The following is a 20,386-nucleotide window of genomic DNA, read 5'->3' as shown; positions in this document are numbered from 1 at the left end:
AAATCCTCCTAAAGTTTTATGATTATGGTTTTCAATTTACCGATAATCTTAGCCTCTGCAGGCGGGCAAACGATTGGTGGATATTTCGGATTCTCGCTCTGCAGAATCAAAGTGTCGTTGCTTCTAAAAACGCGTTTAAGATATGCTTCTTCTCCTATAAGCACTGCTGCTATCTCTCCATTTTCAATCTCTTCCTGCTTCCGAATCAAAAGTAGGTCGCCCTCGAAAATCCTTGCGCCTGTCATACTGTCTCCCTTGGCTCTCAAATAAAAATACTCACCTCCTTGAACCCATTGATTCAACGTCGGTTCATACCCCTCAATCTCTTGGTATGCAATCTCTCCGGCGCCGCAGGATATCTTTCCGACAATAGGCAGCTCGACCATATCCGATTCTTTGACTGGTTGGAGATCGTATTCTTCGGTCTCGAAAAATCTTGTGATTGGCACATTAAAAATTTCAGCCAGTACAGTTAGCTTGTCCATCAATGGACGATTTTCGTTCCTTTCCCATGCGGACACGGCTGTAGGGGCGACACTCAGCTTTCTCGCCAAATCGGCCTGTGTCATTTTATGGGTTTTCCTTAAACTTTTAATGATATCTCCGACCTTCACAATATTGACCTCCAAGCGTGATCGCTATTTCTTAGCATTATCATACACCAATACTGTAATTATGTACAGTTTTTCTGTATACAAAACAAAAAAAGAATACAAAAATACAGAAAATCTGAATTTATGACTTGAAACTACAGAAAATCTGTAGTAGATTGATAGCACGGAGGTGATGTTATGAAATTTACAATCGAGCAGGCTCGTATTTTAGGCGGCTATACACAGGTTCAAATGGCGGCTAAGCTCGGGATGTCCGAAAAAACCTATATCCAATACGAAAAATACCGTAAGATATTTAGGATGAACACAGCCGCTCGTTTTGTCGAGCTGACAAAATTGAACATGCAGGACATTATTTTTTTTGATAAGAAACTACAGAAAATCTGTAGTTGATTCGAGAGAAGGGGGATTGAGACATGCTTTCCGTTAAAGTCGATGAAATTGAGATTAAAAAAATTGCACGTGAGCAAATTACAGAATTGGTAAAGGAAGTCGATTCAGAATTTGTATTCTGGGACACGGCGGAACTGAAGAAGCGTACTTGCATGAGTTGGGATACGATTCAGTCTACTTTCTTCCATGATTCACGTTTTAAGAAAAGGAAAATCGGCGGAAAATGGTATTTTCCGGCCAAGGAAACAAGAGCGTTTTTAGAAGCGTGGCTCAAAGAACAAACCTACTGAAAGGAGAGACAATATGACTACACCCAATATAGAACAACTGGATAACAGACTGCCTGATTTAAAGAATGTAAGCGCGGATGATTTGATCAATGAACTGGCAACTAGACCAGGAGTCAAAAAAATATCCGTAGGGCTGTATCAACCCTACGAACTTAAAAGGAAATACCATAAAAATCAATTATCTAATGATGATGTCTATGTGGAAGCAAAAGAAGTTCTAGTTATTAAAAATTAATTTACGTACTTGCTTGGTAGAAATTCCAAACAAGTTTGAATGTTTCCAATATATCAGGATCGTTTGTTTGTGATTGTAAATACTCAAATATTTCATTAAATGAATCATTATCAGGAAAATTCTTATCTCTCAATATATCTACTGCTAAAGATCCTATGGGAAGTTCTGCTTTTTTAAAATTAGATAACCAAATTTTAAACGTCCAAGGAATTTCTACTCCATCAACAACTAACGAACGAGAATACCTATTCAAAATAACACCTCTTTCCTTTGATGAGTTGATAAGCTTCAACAACTTTCATTTTATCACAGAGGGGATGTAAAGAAAGGAGAATCCAACTTGCAAATTGACATTAACAAAATCAAAGTCAATGACCGAATCCGCAAAGATTTTGGTGGAATTGAAGAACTGGCTCAAGATATAGAACAAAACGGACTCATTAACCCTATTGTAGTAACACCAGATTATCAGTTGATTGCAGGAGAGCGGCGGTTGAGAGCGCACCAATTTCTCGGACGAACGGAAGTAACGGTCAGAGTCATGGAAATAAAGGATTTTGAACATCAACTCCAGCTTGAGATCAGCGAGAACGAACATCGCAAGGAATTCACGTTTAGCGAGCGAGTCGAGTGGGCCAGACGGCTTGAGGAAGTCGAGCGAATGAAAGCGAAGGAACGGATGGCTGGGGGGAAGGAAAATTTGCCTGACCAACCAACCGGACAAGTACGGGACATTGTAGCAGATCAAGCAGGCTTTGGTTCTGGTAGGCAATATGACAAGGCAAAATTTATCGCTGAAAATGCCACGCCTGAGATTATCCAGCAGCTTGATGAGGGATTGATTAGCACTCACAAAGCGTTCGTGGAGACGAAAGCCCGCTTGGAGGCCGCTGTCCGTGAAGCCGAGGAGAGAGCAGAGCAAGCAGAACTTGACAAGCTTGAGCTGCAAAGACAGTACAAAGATGCCATTCCTGCGGACCAACTTGAAGAGGCCGTATCTGCCGCTGTAGAGCGTCATGAGGAAGAAACCACCGTGTTCATCCGGCAGAAGGAAAAAGAGGCTGAGGTGCAGCTTAAACAACGTGATGAATACTGGAAAAACAAAATCAATGAAGATTTGGAAAAAGAACGTTTAAAGATCGAACAATTGAAATTAGGCTACCAACAGAAAAAAGAAGAGTTGGAAGCGATGAAATTGCAGAAGACAGATGATTTTGATGAGCAGCAAGCGGAATTGAAAATGAAGAAGCTTCGCTCCGAGTCCAATATCAACGCCTTACAACTAAATACCCATGTAAAAAGATTTCTTGAAACGGTTGGAATCACATCATTTATGCTAGGCGCAATTGGAGCCGCAAGCATGGGTGAGAAAAAGAGATTGGGGGAAAGCCTTGATATGTTACAACGTTTTATAGACCAAGTTAGACCAGCTGTAAACGGCAGAAAGGCGGTAGAAGTATATGACATTGATAAACAATAATCAACAACCGGATTACATGATGCTGGTGGAAAAGCAACTTCAACTTACAGAGTCTCAAGGGATTGCCATTCGTGGCCTGTGGGACGGAATGAAGAAGATGCAGCAGGATGTTAATGAAAAGGTTGAAGAAGTCCAGCTAATGGTCCAAGAGGTTCGGGACAGTGTTACTTTGACTGATACCGAGTGCTATCAATTGCAACAAGGGGTTAGAACCCGTTCCATTGCGCTCACAAAGGATCGTTACAAGGAAGCGGATGGCAAATTTAACGAAACAGTTGGGAAATATCGACGCATGATCTGGAGTAAGTTGAAAGTTTTGTTTTCTGTGGCAAAGTATAGCCACATCCGCCGAATTGATTTTGACGATGCAATTTACTTCGTCCAAGAGTTTCGTCCAGAAGACTATATCTGAGAATTGAGGTGACCAGCTATGACGCTGCCTGAGCTGGCTCGGTTATGGTTTAGTAATCCATTACAGCATGCCATTATCGTCCGTAATATCCAGCGTGAGGCGAAATCGAAATGAGCAGCCAGACGCAAACCATTTATTCAATTCCGATCATCGACGATGAGGGCCAAAAGTTTACGTTGGATCAACCAGCAGATTCACTTATATCCGCTGTACTACTCATGCACCGCTGGTTGAATTGTCAACATTCAGTAGATATTGAGACGCTAGAGCTGACAGAGAAGGATAAGAAAAAGCTTTCTCTTCAAAAGGAAAAAGAACTTACTGAACAAAAGCTTCAGGCCATTTATAAAACTCAATATGCTATTACAGATAGTCCATGGCCTAATCATGTTTGTGTTCAGAAGATGAAGCCTTTAAAGGAACAAGAAAGGCGATTAAAAACTAGAATATCCGAACTTGAAGCGGAGATATGGAGCTGAGAGAGTTGGACAAGCAAAAAGAAAGTAGGGCGTTGAGAGCGCAACTGCGGGAATTATATGAGGACAGCATTGACGCTGCTAACTTCGGGCTGCCCGATAACGAAATCCATGCCGAGATAATTCGTCTTAGTAGTCAGTTGCAACAGTTGGAACAATCAATAGGCAAAAACGAAGAATATGAAGGCCTAGAGGCCCCTAAGCCATCGGGATACAAAATTTCCGGGAAAGGAATAGGGATCTGTGAGCATTGCGGGAAAGAAGTCTTTTCGGCTCAAAAGTTCCCCATTCAAACAGAAGAAGGGCTTTTCTGTAATTACTATTGCCGTGACCGCAATAGAAAAATTAGAAAAGCCCAAGAAAAAAATCGTGTTGGTAGCACGATCTGATTAATACAACTAGCGGAATTATATCATATCTTGAATTTATTGCAAATGTCCATAGAAGGAAGTGGCTGCATTGTCTCTACAAAAACAATATACGCTCGGAGAGCTTTATAGTCTTGCGGATCAGTGCAGTCATGATTACCCTGCTACCCTGGCTCGCAAGATTGAATTGCTGACCGAAGTCCAGATTATCCTGGGGCGCAAGGCAGCGGAAGCCGTAAGGGATTATAAGAAGAAATATGCTGAGAGGAAACGCGTTTATGCTGAAGCATATATAGCGGCAGAGAATCTTAGGGAGCAGCGAGCGGAATTAGCGGTAATTGAACTTCGCCTCCAAGAAGCAGACGCAGAAGCTGATAAGGTCCGCTGGAGTAATGCTGTAGAAAGTAATGACCAGGTAATAAACTCTTTAAAATACAGCCTAAAGGTGCTGCTGGCGGAGTTTGGAAACAACGCCAGCGCAAACAGGTAGGTTTATGATTCAAAAGCTGAGAAGAGGTTGAAACATGGCAGAAATAAAATGGATCAAGCTCAGTACTGGCATGTTTGACGACGAAAAAATTAAAATCATCGAAGATATGCCCGAAGCTGACACGATCATTGTTATATGGCTCAAGCTAATGACTATGACTGGTAGATCCAATATGGGCGGTTACATCATGCTGACCGAAACCATTCCATATACAGAGGATATGTTGATTTCAGTGATCAAGAGGCCACTGCCGGTTATAAAAATGGCTCTATCCATCTTTGAAAGATTTGGGATGCTGGAAGTATCTGAGCAAGGAGCTTTCTTTCTACCTAACTGGGAGAAGCATCAGAATGTAGACGGAATGGAGAAGGTCAGGGAACAAACTAAAAAGAGGGTTCAGAAATATCGGGATAAGCAGAAGCAGCTTGGTTCAGGTGAAGCAAATCACCATGTTACAGGAAACGCTACAAGTAACGTTACAGTAACGGGCAGTAACGAAACAGATAAAGAACTAGATTTAGAACAAGAAAAAGAAAGTAGTTGTTGTTTAACGCCTGAGGCTGAAATCAATTCCAAAGATGAGGGGATACCGTCTTCCCGGCAAGGTGCCGATCCTGCCACTCCTGAAACAGATACTGACTCTGGACAGGATGAAATATCATCTTCGGATATTGATTATCGCAACGCTGTTGCCAACAAATACCTTCAGCGCAGGGGGAAGGGATTGGACATTACAGCAGCCGACGAAACAAGCATTGACGAGTTACAGGCTGCGGGCGTTCCCCTCCAAACCGCTTTAGATGGCATTGACCAGTCCTTTGACAAATTTAAACCAAAGCATCGGCGCGATGAGATACGGAGCCTGAGCTATTGCACGACTATCATTTTCTCCTTGCATGCATTGCGAGAAGTTGTCAGCAAGAGCAAGAAGGTTGAAACACCTTCACCGGATAAAGCGGAACCACAAATAGAAGTCCCTCCAAGCGAATATACCGAAGAGGACATTCAGAGCATGCTTGCAAAACTAAGGGCTAAACAGGGAGGTTGATGCCATATGGAGAGCTTCGGCAAAGAACTAAAGGCATTAATACCCGCTGGTTTTGCTAAAAGACAGGCTACGGTGCTGGAACGTCTAGCAAACCATCCTGAGGTTCAGCGATTAAAAAGTGAATTCCCTGAACAAACCGAGGATTTGACCGAACCAAAACGATATAGAGACTTGTCGCAGCATATATCCTATTGCGATAGATGCAGCGAGTGTCCAGGGTTACTTGCTTGCCAGAACGAACAGAAGGGACATACAAGCGTTGCGGAACCTAATCCAACCAAAGGTGACGAACTAGTCTTCCGACTTCGGAAATGTCCATTGTTGGTCGCTCACGAAAGAGAACAAGGAATAGGTCAGAGGATCAAGAGCCATTACATCCCGGATCACATCCTGAATGCCACCTTCGAAGACATTGAACCTGACCCGCAGCGGATATCTGCAATTGCGGCGGCAATAAACTTTTGTGATGAATTTGTACCAGGTGAAACAACAAAAGGTTTGTACTTTTACGGTCAAATGGGTGTAGGCAAAAGTCGTATTGTTGGAGCCATTGCCCAAGAGTTGGCTAAGCGTGACGTAAGCGTACTGATGGTCTATGTTCCTGATTTTCTACTGGAGATCAAGGATGCGATTGGATCAAAGACAGAGAGCGTTGAAAGCAAACTTGATGCTTTGAGGACAGTTCCTGTGTTGATATTGGACGATATTGGAGCCGAGTCATTAACGACTTGGACAAGGGATGAAGTGCTGGGACCGATACTTCAGCGACGTATGGAACGCCTAACGACGATCTACACATCTAATTTAACCATGAGTGAGCTGAAACAGCACTTGGCGAATGTGAAAGACAGCAAGCCGAGTGAACAGAATGACAAAAAAGCGGCCCGGATCTTTGAGCGAATAGAACCATTTGTAAAGATACTGCCGGTGGGTGGTAGAAATAGACGGAGGGATTAAGGGTATGTGTAGAACTTGCAGCGGCAGTAAGGTAGCATATCAGTTCAAAGGCTCCATCGTAATGCTGGGACCTTGCCCGGAGTGCAATCCTAATGCGAAAAAGGAGGTCAAACCTTATGAATATAGTAGTGGACAGTGCATTACTGGTTGAAGCTCTGGAAGATGCCAGTAAAGCTATTTCAGCTAAAAGTATTATGCCAATACTTGGTTGTTTCTTAATCGAAGCCAATCAAGAGGGCTTAACTGTGACTGGTACTGACGATAGAGCAACGATACAGTCATATATTTTCGAGGAACATGTTCAAATAGAACGAGATGGAAAGGTAGTTTTGCCTAAATTGTTCTTAGAAATGCTCAAGAAAATAAATGGCGAGGTTCGGATAGAGTCTAAAGATGGCATGAATGTGATTATCACGTCTCGGAATAAAGAAATTGAAATGGCCGGGTTAGATCCAGAAGAGTTCCCCTCACCGCCTACTATTATTGAGAACGAGCATATCGAAATTACAGGAAAAGACTTAAAGGGGTTATTCAAAAAGGTTGTTTTTGCAGCAAATATAGATGGGAAAGATATGCCGATCATCACAGGAGCCAATGTTTATCTCAAAGATGGGAAAGTAGGAATGCAAGCTACTAATCGGCATCGGCTATCAAAAACCGAAAAGGAAATTGTGTCAGGCGAGTTCGGAAATGCCGTAATTGAGGCAAGAGGGCTTGTGGAGCTTCAAAAGATCATAACAGATAAGGATAATGTAGAATTCGGATTCTCAAAGTCTGATGATGGTCAAGTGGTATATGCATTTGCACGGACGGAGAGGTTCACATTTTATTCTCGTGTTCTGGAAGGTGTCTATCCAGACACGCAGCGGATGAGTGTTGTTCCTGAAGGTATTACAAAAGTCGAGGTAAATAAACAGGAATTCTTGGATTCCATTGAACTTATCTATACTTTAGCAAAAGAAGAAAAGAGCAATATGATTAGACTTGACATTGCCGAAAAGGAAGTAAGCATTCGAGGTAAAGGTAAGCAAACTGGCAAAGCGAGTGAGAGTATTGTTCCTATCAATTTTACTGGACAGAACTTTGTAATCTCTTTGAATGCCAAATATGCAATGGACGCTCTGAAAGCTTTGGATGGAGAAAGAGTAATGCTGATCTTTTCTGGGAAAATGCAGCCTATTTTCTTTTTGAGTAGAGAGGACAAGCAAAGCGTCCATGTGGTGCTGCCGTATAGGACGGTAGATTCATGAGTAAATATAATGCTAAAAAGGTCATTGTCACGGAGGATGGAACGTTATTTGAGGAATGGATCGTAAAAAGGTATGAACTAGATGTGATAGGTACTCTCTTTGATAGCAAAGCAGAGGGAGAGTATTGCCAAGAACTCCTTCGGCAGCGCAAGTATGGAGAAATCAAAGACTTCAAGTGCCATCCTGTATTTATACTACAGGAGAAACCAAAAGTGACCTACATTGCTGATTTTTTGGTCACTAATCTGGACGATACTCAGCGAGTAATAGATATCAAGGGTATTGAGACACCGACATTCCGTGTCAAACTGAAACTATTCCAAGCAAAATATCCAACTTTACCCATAGATATACTCATAAAAAAACGAGGGGAATTTATTCCGATCAAGCAGTTTAAGAAAGAAAAAGCGGATCGGAAACGAGCTATCAATAAACTTTTAAAACAAGCAGAAGGGAAGATGAAACATGCCAGAACTGACCGGAATGCAAGTCAAATTCACCGTATTAAAAAATGAGGATATCAATATATACCTTGATGAACGTGAGAAAAGTGATCTATCTCGTATTCTTTGGAAGATTCAGGAGTTGCGGATTCTGGACGGAAAGCCTCCACTTAATACCTATCTGGTAGTTAACACAGACGAACCATATGCCACTGATATTGTTCGTATCATGCAAGCTAATAACCATTGGGGGCCAATAAGTGACTCAAATCAAGCGGAGATGAAATTTGAGGGTAATGCGCTTATTCTTGCGGAAGCGGAGGAGGAGATAAAATGAAACACTCCCAAAATGAAATTGTACGTCCAGAAGTAACACGACGGATCATAGAATTGCTGGATAAACAAAATGAGAAAGGCCTAAAGAAGTATGGAACCACCATAGACCAGGTATCAGATATGGCCTATGACTGGAAGCTCATGGCGCTGGAGGAGGCAACTGATTTGATTCAGTACCTCCAGAAAGAGGTTATGCGGCTCGAAAGGCTTCTTAATCCAATCTAAGCGGGAAACAAAAAGGAGCATAGAGGTTATTTCTCCTCTTGCTCCGTCCTTAACTCTATTAATTGATTTGCATCCGTTAAACCGAAAGCATCCGCTATCTTCTCTAAGTGGTCACGATTTATAGAACGCCTCATATTATTACATATTTCACTTATAGCAGCGGTACGAAGATTAGTCCTTTCTGCTAAATATTTTTGGGTCCAACCTCGTTCATCAAGTAATTCTTGAACTCTGATATATATTTCTGACATTGATTTGCACCTCCGTATTAAAAATACTAACATACACTAGAATATTACGCAATTTCGTATTTATTGTTGACATTACGAAGAAGCGTAATTATAATTGAAATATGAAATAACGAAGAAGCGAAATAACGTAATTAAATTATAGCCGTAGGGCTTTAACCTTGGAGGAAAAATGAGAATTTCAATAAGTAGAAAATTTGTAGAAGGTCTTGGTTACAGAGTCGTAACGAAAAAGGGTGGAGTTCTTGTAGGGTATTACGGAAGCATACTGGATCGGTTACTCTTAGTTGGACAGAAAAAATAAGGGCTAGTAGAATGAAAACATTAGAATTAGGAGCGGATCTACTATGCCAAGACAAAGACGTACATTTACAGCAGATTTTAAGAAACAAATGGTTCAGTTATACGACAACGGAAAGCCGAGAGCAGCCATTGCGAGAGAGTATGAGCTTAGCCCATCGGCTCTAGATCGCTGGATCAAGCAGGCTCAAACCTCAGGTTCATTCGCTGAAAAAGATAACCGAACTGCAGAAGAGAATGAACTCCTTGCGCTCCGTAAAGAAAATGAGCGACTCAAGATAGAGAATGATATTTTAAAGCAAGCCGCGCTGATCATGGGACGAAAGTAAAAATCATTAAGCAAAACAGTGATAAATACTCGGTATCAGCATTGTGTGAAGTCCTGCAAATCGCTAGAAGCACGTTCTACTATGAAGCGAAAGAAAAAGACAACGAAGACGAAGTAACTACGGCTATCGTAGAGATCTTTCATACCAATCGAAAGGCGTATGGAACGCGCAAGTTGAAAGTCAAACTTCAGGAGCAAGGATACACCGTTTCCAGACGTCGAATTGGACGGATTATGAAAGAGCAGGGCCTCGTGTCCACGTACACGATAGCGCAGTATAAGCCGCACAAGACCGCTTGTAACGAAGCAACAACGGCGAATGTGTTGAAGCGTGAATTTGATCAAACCGAAGCTAAACGTTTCGTAGTCAGCGATCTAACTTATGTGAAAGTTCAGCACAAGTGGCACTACATTTGCGTACTGATCGACTTATTTAATCGTGAAATCATTGGCCATAGTGCAGGTCCCAACAAAGATGCTGCTCTGATTTCCCGTGCCTTTGCCACGGTAGAGGGCGATTTGAGCGACATTCAGTGGTTTCATACGGATCGTGGAAGCGAATTTAGGAACCAAACCATGGACGAACTGCTAGAGACCTTTGACATTGGCCGTTCCCTAAGTATGAAAGGCTGTCCCTACGACAATGCCGTGGCCGAAGCCACCTACAAAGTGATGAAAACAGAATTTGTAAACCAAATGAATTTCCAGAGTCTTCATCATCTAAAACTAGAATTATATGATTATGTGAACTGGTTCAACAAGCATCGTATTCACGGCACATTAAGATACATGACGCCAGTCCAGTACAAAGCTGCAGCCCTTAAAAAAGTTGTCTGATTTACTGTTGACAGTCCATACCGCATACGATAAAGGGTTTTGGAGATATGGAAGGTGTGGAGATATACAGACCTTCACGCAAAGCGGTGACAGAAGCTTTTAATGACGCTTACCTTAAAATGCAAGCTGAAACGCGCAATAGTTTATAACCGCCTGATGATTCGGGATAGCTACCCGATGAAATACATTCCGCTTCAGCGGTGTGTATAGCGGTAAGCTGCAAATAAAAATTGGAGGTAATGAAGATGAAAATAACATACATCAAAATATTGTTTGGAGGTTGGGAACTTCATGACTGGTGTATAGAATTAATCCCCTTCACCATTTGGGTAACTGCTTTAAAAGTTCGTCTGAGCGAACGCAAACAGGCCATTAAGCTCAGAGCGTTCACCGGGATCATCCGGTGAGGTTGGCACAAGCCAAGTAAACAGCGAAGGAAAATTTTCCTGAACCCAACGGAGGGATATCAATGAAGAATCACAGTATCGCAACAGTAATGAGAAGGGAATTAGAGAAAGTTCTTCCTAAAGACTTGACCGCTGAACAAGTCAAAATTTTGGACCAAGCAGAGAATCTTTTCAAGCAAGCTTACCAAGCGGGTTTTAATGAAGCTCGGTTATCTGGTGGAGAAGAATGGAGTAATAACGCCTGCCTTGGATACGCAATCCTTGGGGCAGAAAAACTAAAGTACAGCGAAGAGCAGACGCGAAAGCTCGTCCGATCCATGTATGGGGTATTTGACCTTACTTCAGTAGGGGAAGCCAGAGAAGTCTATAACAAATCATCGTATTGATAAATAGCGCAACACTGTATCCGAACGAGCGACATTGTACTGGAACCGAAAAACATACAGGAGGGGTGGATATGACGAAACAAGAGGCTGATGAATTTACCACAGCTTTATCAGAACGTTACGTTCAGATTCAAAAATATAATTCTTATAACAATGAATTGCTAAGTTTATGGGACGATGTTATTGAAACCTTGCCGCCAGATATAAAGCGTGGATTTGAAGAAAAATATGATCACCTTGTAAGGGAGAGTAGTATGTGAAAAAGCTCGACTTGAACAAGCTCGATGAAGAACCTATCGAAGTACAGCAGGCCGTAGCCTTTTATGCCTCGCATACAATAAACGAAGTGCGTTTAACAACGAAAGAGAGGTACAGATATTATTCCGTTTTAGAGGAAGCTGGACTGCTTGAACCTCTAAAATCCGTAGTGAAACCGTAATGGGGTGGTAGCAGATTAGGTACAAAATATAAGCATAAGCATAGGGAATACGAATCAATCTGTTGGAAAGGTGGCGAGGGATAATGTCTCATCAAACATTCTGGAAACCGGAGAAAAAAGTTAAAGAGAAAAAGTCGTATAGCAGCCTTGGACAGCGAAAGAAAAGCAAAAAAACGATTCCAGATTGGAAGAAAGACATTTTCGCTCATCACCAATCACGTCCGTCACGAGCTGACCGAGCAGAATTTCCACTCGAAGTAATTTCTGAATTAATAGATGAGACACAAGGCCTCTGCCAATGTGGATGTGGTCGTAAATCCACTCAAACCCATCATGTCATGCCAAGAGGCAGAAGCGGACGCGGTGTAAAGACAAATGCAATGCGTGTTTGCGATACCTGTCATGATCGTATCCAGACAAACGAGGAAGAGCTTCAAGGATGGATATCAACATACTCTATGATTCACGGTCCTAGATTTTGGTTTGACGAGCAAGATTGGGAAGAGTTCAACCGCAAGCAGGCGGCACAGGAGCGTTTAGAAGCCCAAAAGCAGGAACGATTGGAATCTATAAAGCCAGTCATGGAATTGCTTGCTACAGCGGCGGGACGCTCATTGAAAAGCAAGGAGATTCGGTTGCTAGAGTCTATGGATACTAAGCAAATGAGCGTATTTAGCGTTATGATATCCGACGCCTTGAACAACTACAGTAGACCAGCTCCATCGTATGGTTACGGAGAGCGCTTTGAGGATTAAATATATAGCCCCCAAGGGCAGAGAGGACAAACACATGGGTTTGAGTGACAAGGCCTTGCAGATATGCAAGGACAACTACAAGAAGAATTGTGGCCGCTGCCCTATCCGAACGGAATGTATATATCCGATTGGACCCGGAAAAGAAGCATGGGAAAGATGGACAAAAAATGTTAACACTGCGGCTGAAAATATAGCCCCATAGGGGATAAGAAGGAGGGAACAGCATGACTCCTAAACGCACAGGATGCTTCCGCGATGAAGAATGTACGTGCGAATGCGGAAATAAACACGAATTATATGGCGGTGCAGGTTATAAGACGGTAGCATGTGAAGCCTATTCCGACGGTAAAGTAGGCGGAGGTCGTTACATCCACACGGTGGAGTGTAATAAATGCGGCGTGACCAGTGAGCTTGTACTTTAGATAGATTTATTTAGGAGGGAACAGCAACAGAGTGATTACAGCGAAGAGTTACTTTAGCGGAGCCGGAGGCCTGGACCTTGGAATGATCGAGGCAGGGATAAATGTCATAGAGTCTTTTGAAATAGACAGAATTGCTTGTGAGACATTGCGGCAGAACTTTGATCATCAAGTAAATGAGGCTGATATAACCAAAATCACTGTTCTGGATCAGCATGACGCAGATGTGTATATAGGAACATTCCCTTGCACCAAGTACAGCACAATTGCGGATATCCATGGTACGCGGACTGGAGACGACTTATTCCTCCACTTCTTTCGGCATGTGGCGCTGGCACAGCCAGAGGTATATGTCGTCGAAAATGTTCCAGGAATGAAGAAATTTCAAGTGGTCATGGAGTGCCTGACCAAACTACCAAACTATTATGTCAGGGTTGAATGCCCGGTGAATGCAAACATGTGGCTACCGCAGGAGCGGAAAAGGTTGATTGTAATAGGCACTAAGAAACCTCTTAACCACTTGCCCTATCCAGAGGAGAACCCAATAGCCATGAGAGATATCATAGATGTCGGGGCAGAAGTATACGCCCCTGAGTACGTCCAGAAGAGATTGAATGGCGGATACAGGGATTTACCCATTATCACTGATTTGGACGGCAGAGCGCCGACCTGTGTGGCTCATTATGCCAAGGACAGGTCGACACGTCTTGTCAACGATGGGGTTTCAATCAGACCTTACTCAGTGCAAGAATATGCCCGATTACAAGGGTTCCCGGATTGGTTCAAGTTTTCTGGAAGCGATAACGATGCATACAGGCAGATCGGTAATGCCGTCGCTGTGCCGATGGGCAGATGGGTTGGAAAGGCGATTAAAAAGTATTTTCAAACGGCTTAATTTAGGAGGGTTAGCCCTTCATAAGGGGGATACACCCCCTACTACCTATAAAGGAGAGATATAAAATGCCTAATCACATAACTAATGTCGTTACAATCCATGCCCCAGAGGGACGCACATATCAAGAAGTATTGAACCATTTGAAGTCAGTTGAAAGAGATGTTGATTTCAACACATTGGTTCCTATGCCAAAAGCAATTGAAGCATCCTATGGAGAATCAGGACTTAGACCAGCATGGTACCAATGGAGCCTAGACAACTGGGGGACCAAATGGAATGCCTATGATATCTCTATTACTGAAAATGTCATCCGGTTTGACACTGCTTGGAATGCGCCGGGTCCGATATTCCAAGCCCTGTATAATCGTTTCCCTGACTATACGTTTGACATCAAATACGCTGATGAAGATTTAGGCTATAACTTTGGTCATTTAATCATTAGTCCAGAGGGTGAAATGTCCAGAAGGATGCCCGAGAGTGGGACGGCAGAAGCGCGGATTTGGGTTTGCTCAAATGTAAAGGATGAATGGCCGGAATATATGGATAAACACGGCAACTTTATCGAGGATTGAGGCATAACAGCCTCTTACCCTACCCAACAGAAAGGAGAAAGCAACATGGAACGGATATACAGAACTTATGCTGATACCGAAGTCACTCAATTATCTACATCTGTAAAATGCCCTTATTGCGGTGAAGAGTGGATGGAGCCGGATACGGACGAATGCGGAACGACTTATAAATTAAGATGTGAAAATGAGGACTGTGAACGGGAATTTGAGATGCACTTTGATGCTTCATAGCCTCTTACCCTATACCCCTATATACCATCTATAAGGAGAGTGAATGAAAATGCTAATTGAATGGAAAATGTCTATCGGCTATCCTACCGCATGTCGGGAGGGAGAAATAGAAATAGATGATGAAGATTTTGAAGGCAAGACGCGTGAAGAGATTCGGGCATTGATAGACGCGGAGATATGGGAAGATGCCGCGCAGCATGTGGATGCATACCCGACCAACATGGATGAAATCGAGGAAGCTATTAAAAAACTGACTGGAGGCGGTAAAGGTGAGTGAACGGACATATAAGCTACAAAAGGGCGATCAGGTTGTAATGCATACCTGTATGGAACATGACCACCCGGACAACTTCGGCAAGATTTGGACATGCCGATCGGATGAATTCCAGCATAAAGGACACGATTACGGTTCTATATTTCTTGAGGGTTTTAGCGGATCGTTTTCAACCGAGTTTCTACAGAAGGTAGATGTATCCGCTTTGGTAGACTCACTTCAGCAACAGCTAGCAGAGAGGGCTCAGACAATAGCCGAACAACGGGAGACACTGGAATTTTACGCGGAAGATGGCAATTACCTCGAACATATAATTGGTTGGGGTCCAGAAATACCAGTTATTAGAGATGGAGGGCGTCGTGCTCGTAAATCGTTAGGAGAGTAACCACCAATACAATACGCTCTGAGCGTTGGAAGGATGATAGATATGTTGGATATGATAGACGAGAAATTAGATTTTGCTCTTGCTGGTTTGTTAGGCTGGGTAAATTGGTGGGATGGTGTGAGACTTATATGGGTTGATGGAGCCACAAAAGAGTTTCGACGTAAGGTTACGGATTGGCAACCATCATCCGACCCTGTCGCCTCTCTGGAGGTACAGGCAAAGGCAGGAAAGATAGATAGAGAGATATATGTGCACAATCTACAAATCGTGAAATGGGGGAAAATATTTCCAAAGATTAGTGGTAAGGTAGCATTTGATTTAATTAACGCCAGCCCCCGAGAGAGGGCAGAGGCTGCTTATATGACATTATCCAGTCAGGATTAAACCAATACAGGGTGTCCTACACCCACTAAGGGAGGATATAAATGGAGATTGATAATGTAGCAAAAGTTGTTCATGAAATGGCGCAGATGTTCGAGAAGTCATACTGGATGATCTGGACTGAGTACACGCATCCAGCCATTTCAGAAAAATTCAAGTTTGAGGAAGTATCGGAATGCTTAGACTACATGTACCCAGATAGGGAGGATATATAGATATGGCAAGAGTTTGCTACAACTGTAAAACAGACCTGCCGCCAGAAACGGCGCATTATGAAATTAATGATGAAGTATACTGCACGGATTGCGTCACTGCCCATCCATACACATCGTACAGCTATTACATTAACGACGAGTATGTAGGCGATTCGGAAGACGATCATACACGGTATGTAGAGTCTTTGGATGATGAATACGAAGGTGAAGAGGATGGGGAGGAAGAACAATGACAGATAAACCACGTAACTGGCAAGAGGATATGAAACTGTTAAAGAGGTATGGGGATAGCGATATTCCATATAACGCATCTGAGTTTTCTAATGCTCTTCCTTACTGGCTCCAACAATATGACATAGAGTTGAGAGGACGTAAGCGCTGGGCAGAGGTTGCTAAGGGCTTAGGGGACGATATAGAACAACAAGGCAAGGAAATGATCAGATTACAAAAGGTTATACAACAAAAGGATGCAGAGATAGCCGAATTAAAACGCCTGGCTGAATTCTGGGAGTCGCAATATAGCGATGCTTCTACACATGGAGATGAAACAGAAGAGCGCCTGAATGCAGAGCTAAATCGACTTAACTCTCTCCTGCAAGATGAAGGAGACACCCCATGATAAGAGCCTATACCTCTATATTAGCAGCATTACTGTTATATGTGGGTGTGGTCAGTATAGATAGGTATATGTTGATTGAGCAGATTATACCGGATACATTTAGTTTTGCAAGGAGTGAACAAATATGGATAACGAACAGTCTGTAATTATACGTAGCAAAGAAGATGATTCTGCCGATACTCAGAAGATAATCCAGGTAAATTTTTTCGATGATCTTGAACAAGATGATATTCGAAAAACGAAATGGTTGCTGGGCAAATACGCTGATTTAGTCGATGTGATAAAAAATTATGAATATTCCCTCCAACAGATTGAAAATGGAATGTCGGCCTATGATATACTCGCGGCTGAAGGATCGGTTGCTAAACGGGTAACTGGGCAAGAATTAACGGCAGATGTGACAGCTAATACGGTTATCCTCAAGGATCAGCGTCACGTGAACTATAAATTTTATAAATTCATCACAAATAACGTTAAATTTGCAGTAAACAATATGCGCGACAAGCACGAGGGATTGATAGCCAAACTGTTGTTTCTAGATGGCATGAAATATCTCAAAGCACAACAGTACATGAAAAACGGTTATCGCAGTGATATTCCAAGTATTTCAGAAACTACTTTTGCGGACAAGCGGCGCAGAGCCATTGCCAATATAGCAAACAGTCTGAAAATAAACCGCACTTTGGATCTTGTGGTTATAGACTACGGGAGAGGGCGTAACCGGGAAGGTGAAATTGGACTTAGGATGCCAGAAGTAAATTAGACCGTAAGGGCTTAAGCCTTTGCGGTCTTTGCTTGTTGTTAGAACCAAAGGGAAATCCGTAGTAGGTACGGAGTAGAAAGGATTTACACTTTATTCAGGAACAAATTAAATCAATTCTAGGAGGCAACAAACATGGCACAAAGTTATGCATTTTTAGACAACACGGGGATTTTACACCTTCATTCCTTGGAAAGTGAAGCAGCCAAGCATGGCAAGTATGTAGGTACAAATCTGGATTACGACGAAAGCGGCTTTCCGGTTATCGGCGGCGAAGGTGTAGTCTATTATGTAGACAAAGACACAGCTTATGTAAACGGAAATGAACACGATGGTAAACAAATCGCTGTACCAAGCGGACTTAAGGCACTAGCCAGTCAGCTTCTGTAATCATTGATATTTAAATGTGGTGGCGGAAGATAGACGCACTTTGTCGGGGTATTGCTTGGGTGAAAGGCCCATGGATTTATCGGTATGTCCCACACGCCCGAAGAGAACCGATATGCAAGGGTGGAAGCCCCTTGTCCACATCGAACTAATTACAATAAATTGGAGACAGCCGTAAAGAGGGTCATAATACCCCATCAATAAGGGCGGCAGATTGTTCCGCACGTAATGCGGACTATAGCGATTAACGGTAATCGCTGTGAAATAATTACCGTTAATATAAGTGAGAGAGCGACGGGAAACCGACGCTTTTTTGCATTCAAAAAGGGGGGTTCTACATTGCAACCTGTTAATACGTACGCTTCTGCTCAGGCCCGGGAACTATACAGCTATTTACTCGGCATCTCAGGGGAAAAAATAATCACAGGTCAGCATGATTATTTGGAAAGCCCGGATGAATTAAGTAACAAGGTCCAAAAAATAAGTCAGGCTTATGTAGGTGTACATGGCTACGAGATGGGGGCCATCTCCGGTCAGTCCGCCGCTACGGAGGCGGCACAACGTAAAAATGTCGTCGATAGCGCCATCCGTTGGAGCAGGGCCGGCGGCATTGTGACGATGACTTTTCATGAAGCGCTGCCGGGCAGGCCGCTGACATGGGCCAATGTGCAGACGAAATTAAGTCAGACGGAGTTCGATAAATATGTGACGCCGGATACTACGCAGAATAATCTTCTTATAGCCGATCTGGATAAGGTCGCTATATCGTTAAAGCAGCTCCGTGATGCAGGTGTTCCAGTGTTATGGAGACCTTACCATGAAATGAATGGGGACTGGTTCTGGTGGGGAAACAAAAACAATTTCACTCAACTGTGGAACATTATGTATGACCGCTTTGTAAACACACACCAATTGAACAACTTGCTTTGGGTATGGAGCCCGAACGCCCCGAATTCGTACACCTTCCCTTATCCCCCTAAATATCCGGGGGATGACAAAGTGGATATCTTGGCTATGGATATTTACAACAATGATTTTAAACAAAGTCATTACGAAGGACTGCTCGGACTGGCACAAAGCAAGCCGATTGCCATTGGGGAACACGGCGAGATGCCCAGTTCCGAGGTAATGCAGGCTCAGCCCAAATGGGTGTATTCCATGACTTGGGGCAAGATGCTGACCGAGAATAATACAACGGATCAAATTCAGGATTATATGAATGATTCGAGGAGCTTAACGCGAGATGATGTGAAAAAAGGGTTGGCAGCCATTCAACAACCTAAAGAGACGTGAGGGTCGTAAGGGTGAAGGTCCCTTGTCCAAATCAAAAATGATATCTGTACAGAGAGGGTAACGGGTAACCGTTGCTCTTTTTGTTTTATAGAGATGAGGAGGAAGATAAATGCTGAATTTCGGGCAAGCGATTGAAGCGTTGAAGGAAGGGAAGAAGGTAGCACGTGCTGGATGGAATGGTAAAGGTATGTGGGTAGTGCTAATGCCATCCTTGCAGTTACCGCCACACTCCACACAGAAACCTGGGCCGAAAGTAAACGATCGCACAGCGAAGCATATTGGCGTAGACACACCACTGGATTCCCAACCCTACATTGCCATGTGGACTGCTGCAAAACAATGGCAACCGGGCTGGCTTGCTTCACAGACAGATATCCTTGCAGAAGATTGGGAGGTTGTCGAATGAAACCAACAGTAGGACGCAATGTCCACTACAAGGACACGGAGGGTAAGACACTTGCTGCGGTAGTGGTTTACGTAAATCCTGATACGACAGGAATGGTGAATTTGGCCGTGTGGAATGAATTCGGTAAGCAATTCAACGCATTGAACGTTTGTCAAGGAGACGGGCTGGAGCAATGGAACTGGCCGCCACGTCAGTAGCAAACTTTTCCCGGCTTAGTCCGGGAATATGACATATACAGGAAAACAGCGGTTCGATTCCGCTGTGTGTCTTAATAGCTGTTTACGATTATAAGAAACGTGATGTAAAATGTCGGTTAAACACACCTTAGAGGATGGTACAGCCGATGATAATGGATCGTGAACAATTTAGAATGCGTTTGAAAGAGGGTAATCGCAAAGACTTGCCTCTTGTAAAAATAATCGCATTCAAAGCAAAATACGCAAAAATAGAAGAAATGAACTTCAAGACACGGTTCGATAATCTAATGTCCGTACGGCTTAGTAACGCCCTGGCAAAAGAGTTTCAAGGAAAATCATTTCTAGAATTTGCTAACTATAAACCGTCTTATTATTCGGGGATCAGTAATATGGGCAAGTTGACGTTTAATGAATTTCTGGATGTGCTGTACGAAATGGCGGTTCCAATACAGTTAGACTACAAAAGCAGTGATTACTATACTGTTGCTCAGCTATCTAAAATACTGGTGGCTAAAGAAGAGGAGATAATAAGACAGTTAGAATCAGGTCGTTACAAAGATGCATTCATTAATGAAAAAGGCGAATGGCTGAAGCCGAAGCCGCCTGAAACTGAAATTTAACTTAGTAGTCGCCAA

At 42.9% G+C, this 20,386-nt stretch carries 38 protein-coding genes and 1 pseudogene; 36 read left to right on the top strand and 3 right to left on the bottom strand.

The features are described 5' to 3' along the window. Window positions 1-8 precede the first annotated feature (8 nt). Complete coding sequence (locus GCU48_RS25630; RefSeq protein WP_152381922.1) at window positions 9-614, bottom strand: LexA family protein; 606 nt, start codon at window positions 612-614, stop codon at window positions 9-11. A gap of 177 nt (window positions 615-791) precedes the next feature. Here GCU48_RS25630 and GCU48_RS25625 point away from each other — a divergent pair, with 177 nt between their 5' ends. Genes GCU48_RS25625 through GCU48_RS25615 form a run of 3 tightly spaced genes read left to right on the top strand, consistent with a single transcriptional unit; the run spans window position 792 to window position 1,532 of the window. Then, entirely contained in the window at window positions 792-1,007 is a 216-nt protein-coding gene (locus GCU48_RS25625; RefSeq protein WP_152381921.1) for a helix-turn-helix transcriptional regulator, read from the top strand. A 23-nt stretch (window positions 1,008-1,030) separates the two neighbouring features. After that, window positions 1,031-1,297: a group-specific protein gene (locus GCU48_RS25620; RefSeq protein ID WP_152381920.1), complete on the top strand. Its 267-nt coding sequence runs from the start codon at window positions 1,031-1,033 to the stop codon at window positions 1,295-1,297. A gap of 13 nt (window positions 1,298-1,310) precedes the next feature. Then, complete coding sequence (locus GCU48_RS25615) at window positions 1,311-1,532, top strand: hypothetical protein (protein ID WP_152381919.1); 222 nt, start codon at window positions 1,311-1,313, stop codon at window positions 1,530-1,532. Between the two features lies 1 nt (window position 1,533). On the opposite strand, the gene GCU48_RS25610 is transcribed toward GCU48_RS25615, so the two are convergent. After that, entirely contained in the window at window positions 1,534-1,785 is a 252-nt protein-coding gene (locus GCU48_RS25610) for a YozE family protein (RefSeq protein WP_167518786.1), read from the bottom strand. An 87-nt stretch (window positions 1,786-1,872) separates the two neighbouring features. Between GCU48_RS25610 and GCU48_RS25605 the strand changes: the two genes are divergently transcribed. From GCU48_RS25605 to GCU48_RS25555, 11 genes are all read left to right on the top strand, one after another. Next, a complete protein-coding gene (locus GCU48_RS25605) occupies window positions 1,873-3,012 on the top strand; it encodes a ParB N-terminal domain-containing protein (protein WP_152381917.1) in 1,140 nt (379 codons plus the stop codon). Next, the gene (locus tag GCU48_RS25600) at window positions 2,993-3,424 is read left to right on the top strand and encodes an ORF6C domain-containing protein (RefSeq protein WP_152381916.1); all 432 of its coding nucleotides are present in this window, start codon (window positions 2,993-2,995) and stop codon (window positions 3,422-3,424) included. Before GCU48_RS25605 ends, GCU48_RS25600 begins: the two co-directional genes overlap by 20 nt. Window positions 3,425-3,534: 110 nt before the next feature. After that, complete coding sequence (locus tag GCU48_RS25595; RefSeq protein WP_152381915.1) at window positions 3,535-3,903, top strand: hypothetical protein; 369 nt, start codon at window positions 3,535-3,537, stop codon at window positions 3,901-3,903. A 5-nt stretch (window positions 3,904-3,908) separates the two neighbouring features. Beyond that, window positions 3,909-4,289 carry a hypothetical protein gene (locus GCU48_RS25590; protein WP_244315965.1) on the top strand — a complete coding sequence of 127 codons (381 nt, stop codon included), beginning with the start codon at window positions 3,909-3,911 and terminating at the stop codon, window positions 4,287-4,289. A gap of 70 nt (window positions 4,290-4,359) precedes the next feature. Next, complete coding sequence (locus GCU48_RS25585) at window positions 4,360-4,758, top strand: hypothetical protein (protein ID WP_128574146.1); 399 nt, start codon at window positions 4,360-4,362, stop codon at window positions 4,756-4,758. A gap of 34 nt (window positions 4,759-4,792) precedes the next feature. Next, a complete protein-coding gene (locus GCU48_RS25580) occupies window positions 4,793-5,806 on the top strand; it encodes a phage replisome organizer N-terminal domain-containing protein (protein WP_152381913.1) in 1,014 nt (337 codons plus the stop codon). A 6-nt stretch (window positions 5,807-5,812) separates the two neighbouring features. Then, window positions 5,813-6,763, top strand: a complete 951-nt coding sequence (gene dnaI, locus GCU48_RS25575; protein WP_152381912.1) for a primosomal protein DnaI — start codon at window positions 5,813-5,815, stop codon at window positions 6,761-6,763. 116 nt (window positions 6,764-6,879) lie between these two features. Beyond that, entirely contained in the window at window positions 6,880-8,013 is a 1,134-nt protein-coding gene (gene dnaN / locus GCU48_RS25570; protein ID WP_152381911.1) for a DNA polymerase III subunit beta, read from the top strand. After that, a complete protein-coding gene (locus GCU48_RS25565) occupies window positions 8,010-8,528 on the top strand; it encodes a DUF1064 domain-containing protein (protein WP_152381910.1) in 519 nt (172 codons plus the stop codon). The genes dnaN and GCU48_RS25565 overlap by 4 nt, the downstream gene beginning before the upstream one ends. After that, window positions 8,479-8,793: a hypothetical protein gene (locus GCU48_RS25560; RefSeq protein ID WP_208811922.1), complete on the top strand. Its 315-nt coding sequence runs from the start codon at window positions 8,479-8,481 to the stop codon at window positions 8,791-8,793. The genes GCU48_RS25565 and GCU48_RS25560 overlap by 50 nt, the downstream gene beginning before the upstream one ends. Continuing rightward, on the top strand, window positions 8,790-9,017 hold the full coding sequence (locus tag GCU48_RS25555; protein ID WP_152381909.1) for a hypothetical protein: 228 nt from the start codon (window positions 8,790-8,792) through the stop codon (window positions 9,015-9,017). Before GCU48_RS25560 ends, GCU48_RS25555 begins: the two co-directional genes overlap by 4 nt. Window positions 9,018-9,043: 26 nt before the next feature. Here GCU48_RS25555 and GCU48_RS25550 read toward each other — a convergent pair whose 3' ends face one another. Beyond that, complete coding sequence (locus GCU48_RS25550; RefSeq protein WP_152381908.1) at window positions 9,044-9,268, bottom strand: helix-turn-helix domain-containing protein; 225 nt, start codon at window positions 9,266-9,268, stop codon at window positions 9,044-9,046. Between the two features lie 344 nt (window positions 9,269-9,612). Between GCU48_RS25550 and GCU48_RS25545 the strand changes: the two genes are divergently transcribed. The 22 genes and pseudogenes from GCU48_RS25545 (at window position 9,613) to GCU48_RS25450 (ending at window position 20,371) form a co-directional block, all read left to right on the top strand. Then, window positions 9,613-10,730 (top strand): IS3 family transposase gene (locus tag GCU48_RS25545; RefSeq protein WP_152378784.1). Its coding sequence is split into 2 segments (ribosomal slippage): window positions 9,613-9,859 and window positions 9,859-10,730, totalling 1,119 coding nucleotides; the frame shifts between segments, so codons are not numbered across the junction. A gap of 245 nt (window positions 10,731-10,975) precedes the next feature. Then, on the top strand, window positions 10,976-11,137 hold the full coding sequence (locus tag GCU48_RS27245; protein WP_167518785.1) for a hypothetical protein: 162 nt from the start codon (window positions 10,976-10,978) through the stop codon (window positions 11,135-11,137). 62 nt (window positions 11,138-11,199) lie between these two features. Then, a complete protein-coding gene (locus GCU48_RS25540) occupies window positions 11,200-11,523 on the top strand; it encodes a hypothetical protein (protein WP_152381907.1) in 324 nt (107 codons plus the stop codon). A gap of 71 nt (window positions 11,524-11,594) precedes the next feature. Beyond that, a complete protein-coding gene (locus tag GCU48_RS25535; protein WP_152381906.1) occupies window positions 11,595-11,783 on the top strand; it encodes a hypothetical protein in 189 nt (62 codons plus the stop codon). Next, the gene (locus tag GCU48_RS25530; protein ID WP_152381905.1) at window positions 11,780-11,962 is read left to right on the top strand and encodes a hypothetical protein; all 183 of its coding nucleotides are present in this window, start codon (window positions 11,780-11,782) and stop codon (window positions 11,960-11,962) included. The genes GCU48_RS25535 and GCU48_RS25530 overlap by 4 nt, the downstream gene beginning before the upstream one ends. Window positions 11,963-12,045: 83 nt before the next feature. Then, a complete protein-coding gene (locus GCU48_RS25525) occupies window positions 12,046-12,717 on the top strand; it encodes an HNH endonuclease (RefSeq protein WP_152381904.1) in 672 nt (223 codons plus the stop codon). A gap of 224 nt (window positions 12,718-12,941) precedes the next feature. Next, window positions 12,942-13,139: a hypothetical protein gene (locus GCU48_RS25520; RefSeq protein ID WP_152381903.1), complete on the top strand. Its 198-nt coding sequence runs from the start codon at window positions 12,942-12,944 to the stop codon at window positions 13,137-13,139. Between the two features lie 31 nt (window positions 13,140-13,170). Beyond that, complete coding sequence (locus tag GCU48_RS25515; protein WP_152381902.1) at window positions 13,171-14,031, top strand: DNA cytosine methyltransferase; 861 nt, start codon at window positions 13,171-13,173, stop codon at window positions 14,029-14,031. Between the two features lie 65 nt (window positions 14,032-14,096). Then, window positions 14,097-14,603: a DUF1281 family ferredoxin-like fold protein gene (locus GCU48_RS25510; RefSeq protein ID WP_152381901.1), complete on the top strand. Its 507-nt coding sequence runs from the start codon at window positions 14,097-14,099 to the stop codon at window positions 14,601-14,603. Window positions 14,604-14,648: 45 nt separating this feature from the next. Continuing rightward, a complete protein-coding gene (locus tag GCU48_RS25505; RefSeq protein ID WP_152380825.1) occupies window positions 14,649-14,834 on the top strand; it encodes a hypothetical protein in 186 nt (61 codons plus the stop codon). 49 nt (window positions 14,835-14,883) lie between these two features. Then, the gene (locus GCU48_RS25500) at window positions 14,884-15,111 is read left to right on the top strand and encodes a DUF7167 family protein (protein WP_152381900.1); all 228 of its coding nucleotides are present in this window, start codon (window positions 14,884-14,886) and stop codon (window positions 15,109-15,111) included. Then, window positions 15,104-15,493, top strand: coding sequence for a hypothetical protein (locus tag GCU48_RS25495; protein ID WP_152381899.1), 390 nt, complete (start codon window positions 15,104-15,106; stop codon window positions 15,491-15,493). Before GCU48_RS25500 ends, GCU48_RS25495 begins: the two co-directional genes overlap by 8 nt. Before the next feature lie 42 nt (window positions 15,494-15,535). Next, entirely contained in the window at window positions 15,536-15,877 is a 342-nt protein-coding gene (locus GCU48_RS25490) for a hypothetical protein (RefSeq protein WP_152381898.1), read from the top strand. Window positions 15,878-15,918: 41 nt separating this feature from the next. Next, a complete protein-coding gene (locus GCU48_RS27240; RefSeq protein WP_167518783.1) occupies window positions 15,919-16,089 on the top strand; it encodes a hypothetical protein in 171 nt (56 codons plus the stop codon). 2 nt (window positions 16,090-16,091) lie between these two features. Then, window positions 16,092-16,322, top strand: a complete 231-nt coding sequence (locus GCU48_RS25485) for a hypothetical protein (RefSeq protein WP_152381897.1) — start codon at window positions 16,092-16,094, stop codon at window positions 16,320-16,322. Continuing rightward, complete coding sequence (locus tag GCU48_RS25480) at window positions 16,319-16,708, top strand: hypothetical protein (protein WP_152381896.1); 390 nt, start codon at window positions 16,319-16,321, stop codon at window positions 16,706-16,708. Before GCU48_RS25485 ends, GCU48_RS25480 begins: the two co-directional genes overlap by 4 nt. A 124-nt stretch (window positions 16,709-16,832) precedes the next feature. Further along, on the top strand, window positions 16,833-17,471 hold the full coding sequence (locus GCU48_RS25475) for a hypothetical protein (RefSeq protein ID WP_069289728.1): 639 nt from the start codon (window positions 16,833-16,835) through the stop codon (window positions 17,469-17,471). A 132-nt stretch (window positions 17,472-17,603) separates the two neighbouring features. Then, window positions 17,604-17,858, top strand: a complete 255-nt coding sequence (locus GCU48_RS25470) for a hypothetical protein (protein ID WP_152381895.1) — start codon at window positions 17,604-17,606, stop codon at window positions 17,856-17,858. A 330-nt stretch (window positions 17,859-18,188) separates the two neighbouring features. Further along, window positions 18,189-19,136: pseudogene (locus GCU48_RS25465) on the top strand (glycosyl hydrolase); the annotation flags it as partial. A gap of 124 nt (window positions 19,137-19,260) precedes the next feature. Next, window positions 19,261-19,554, top strand: a complete 294-nt coding sequence (locus tag GCU48_RS25460) for a DUF2829 domain-containing protein (protein ID WP_152382267.1) — start codon at window positions 19,261-19,263, stop codon at window positions 19,552-19,554. Beyond that, window positions 19,551-19,751 carry a hypothetical protein gene (locus GCU48_RS25455; RefSeq protein ID WP_152381893.1) on the top strand — a complete coding sequence of 67 codons (201 nt, stop codon included), beginning with the start codon at window positions 19,551-19,553 and terminating at the stop codon, window positions 19,749-19,751. The genes GCU48_RS25460 and GCU48_RS25455 overlap by 4 nt, the downstream gene beginning before the upstream one ends. Window positions 19,752-19,897: 146 nt before the next feature. Beyond that, entirely contained in the window at window positions 19,898-20,371 is a 474-nt protein-coding gene (locus GCU48_RS25450) for a hypothetical protein (RefSeq protein WP_152381892.1), read from the top strand. Window positions 20,372-20,386: the final 15 nt, after the last annotated feature.

It is taken from the genome of Paenibacillus brasilensis (assembly GCF_009363115.1).
Taxonomy (GTDB): domain Bacteria; phylum Bacillota; class Bacilli; order Paenibacillales; family Paenibacillaceae; genus Paenibacillus; species Paenibacillus brasilensis.
The sequence above is the reverse complement of the archived record's forward strand: the minus strand, read 5'-3'. Positions and strand labels throughout refer to the sequence as shown.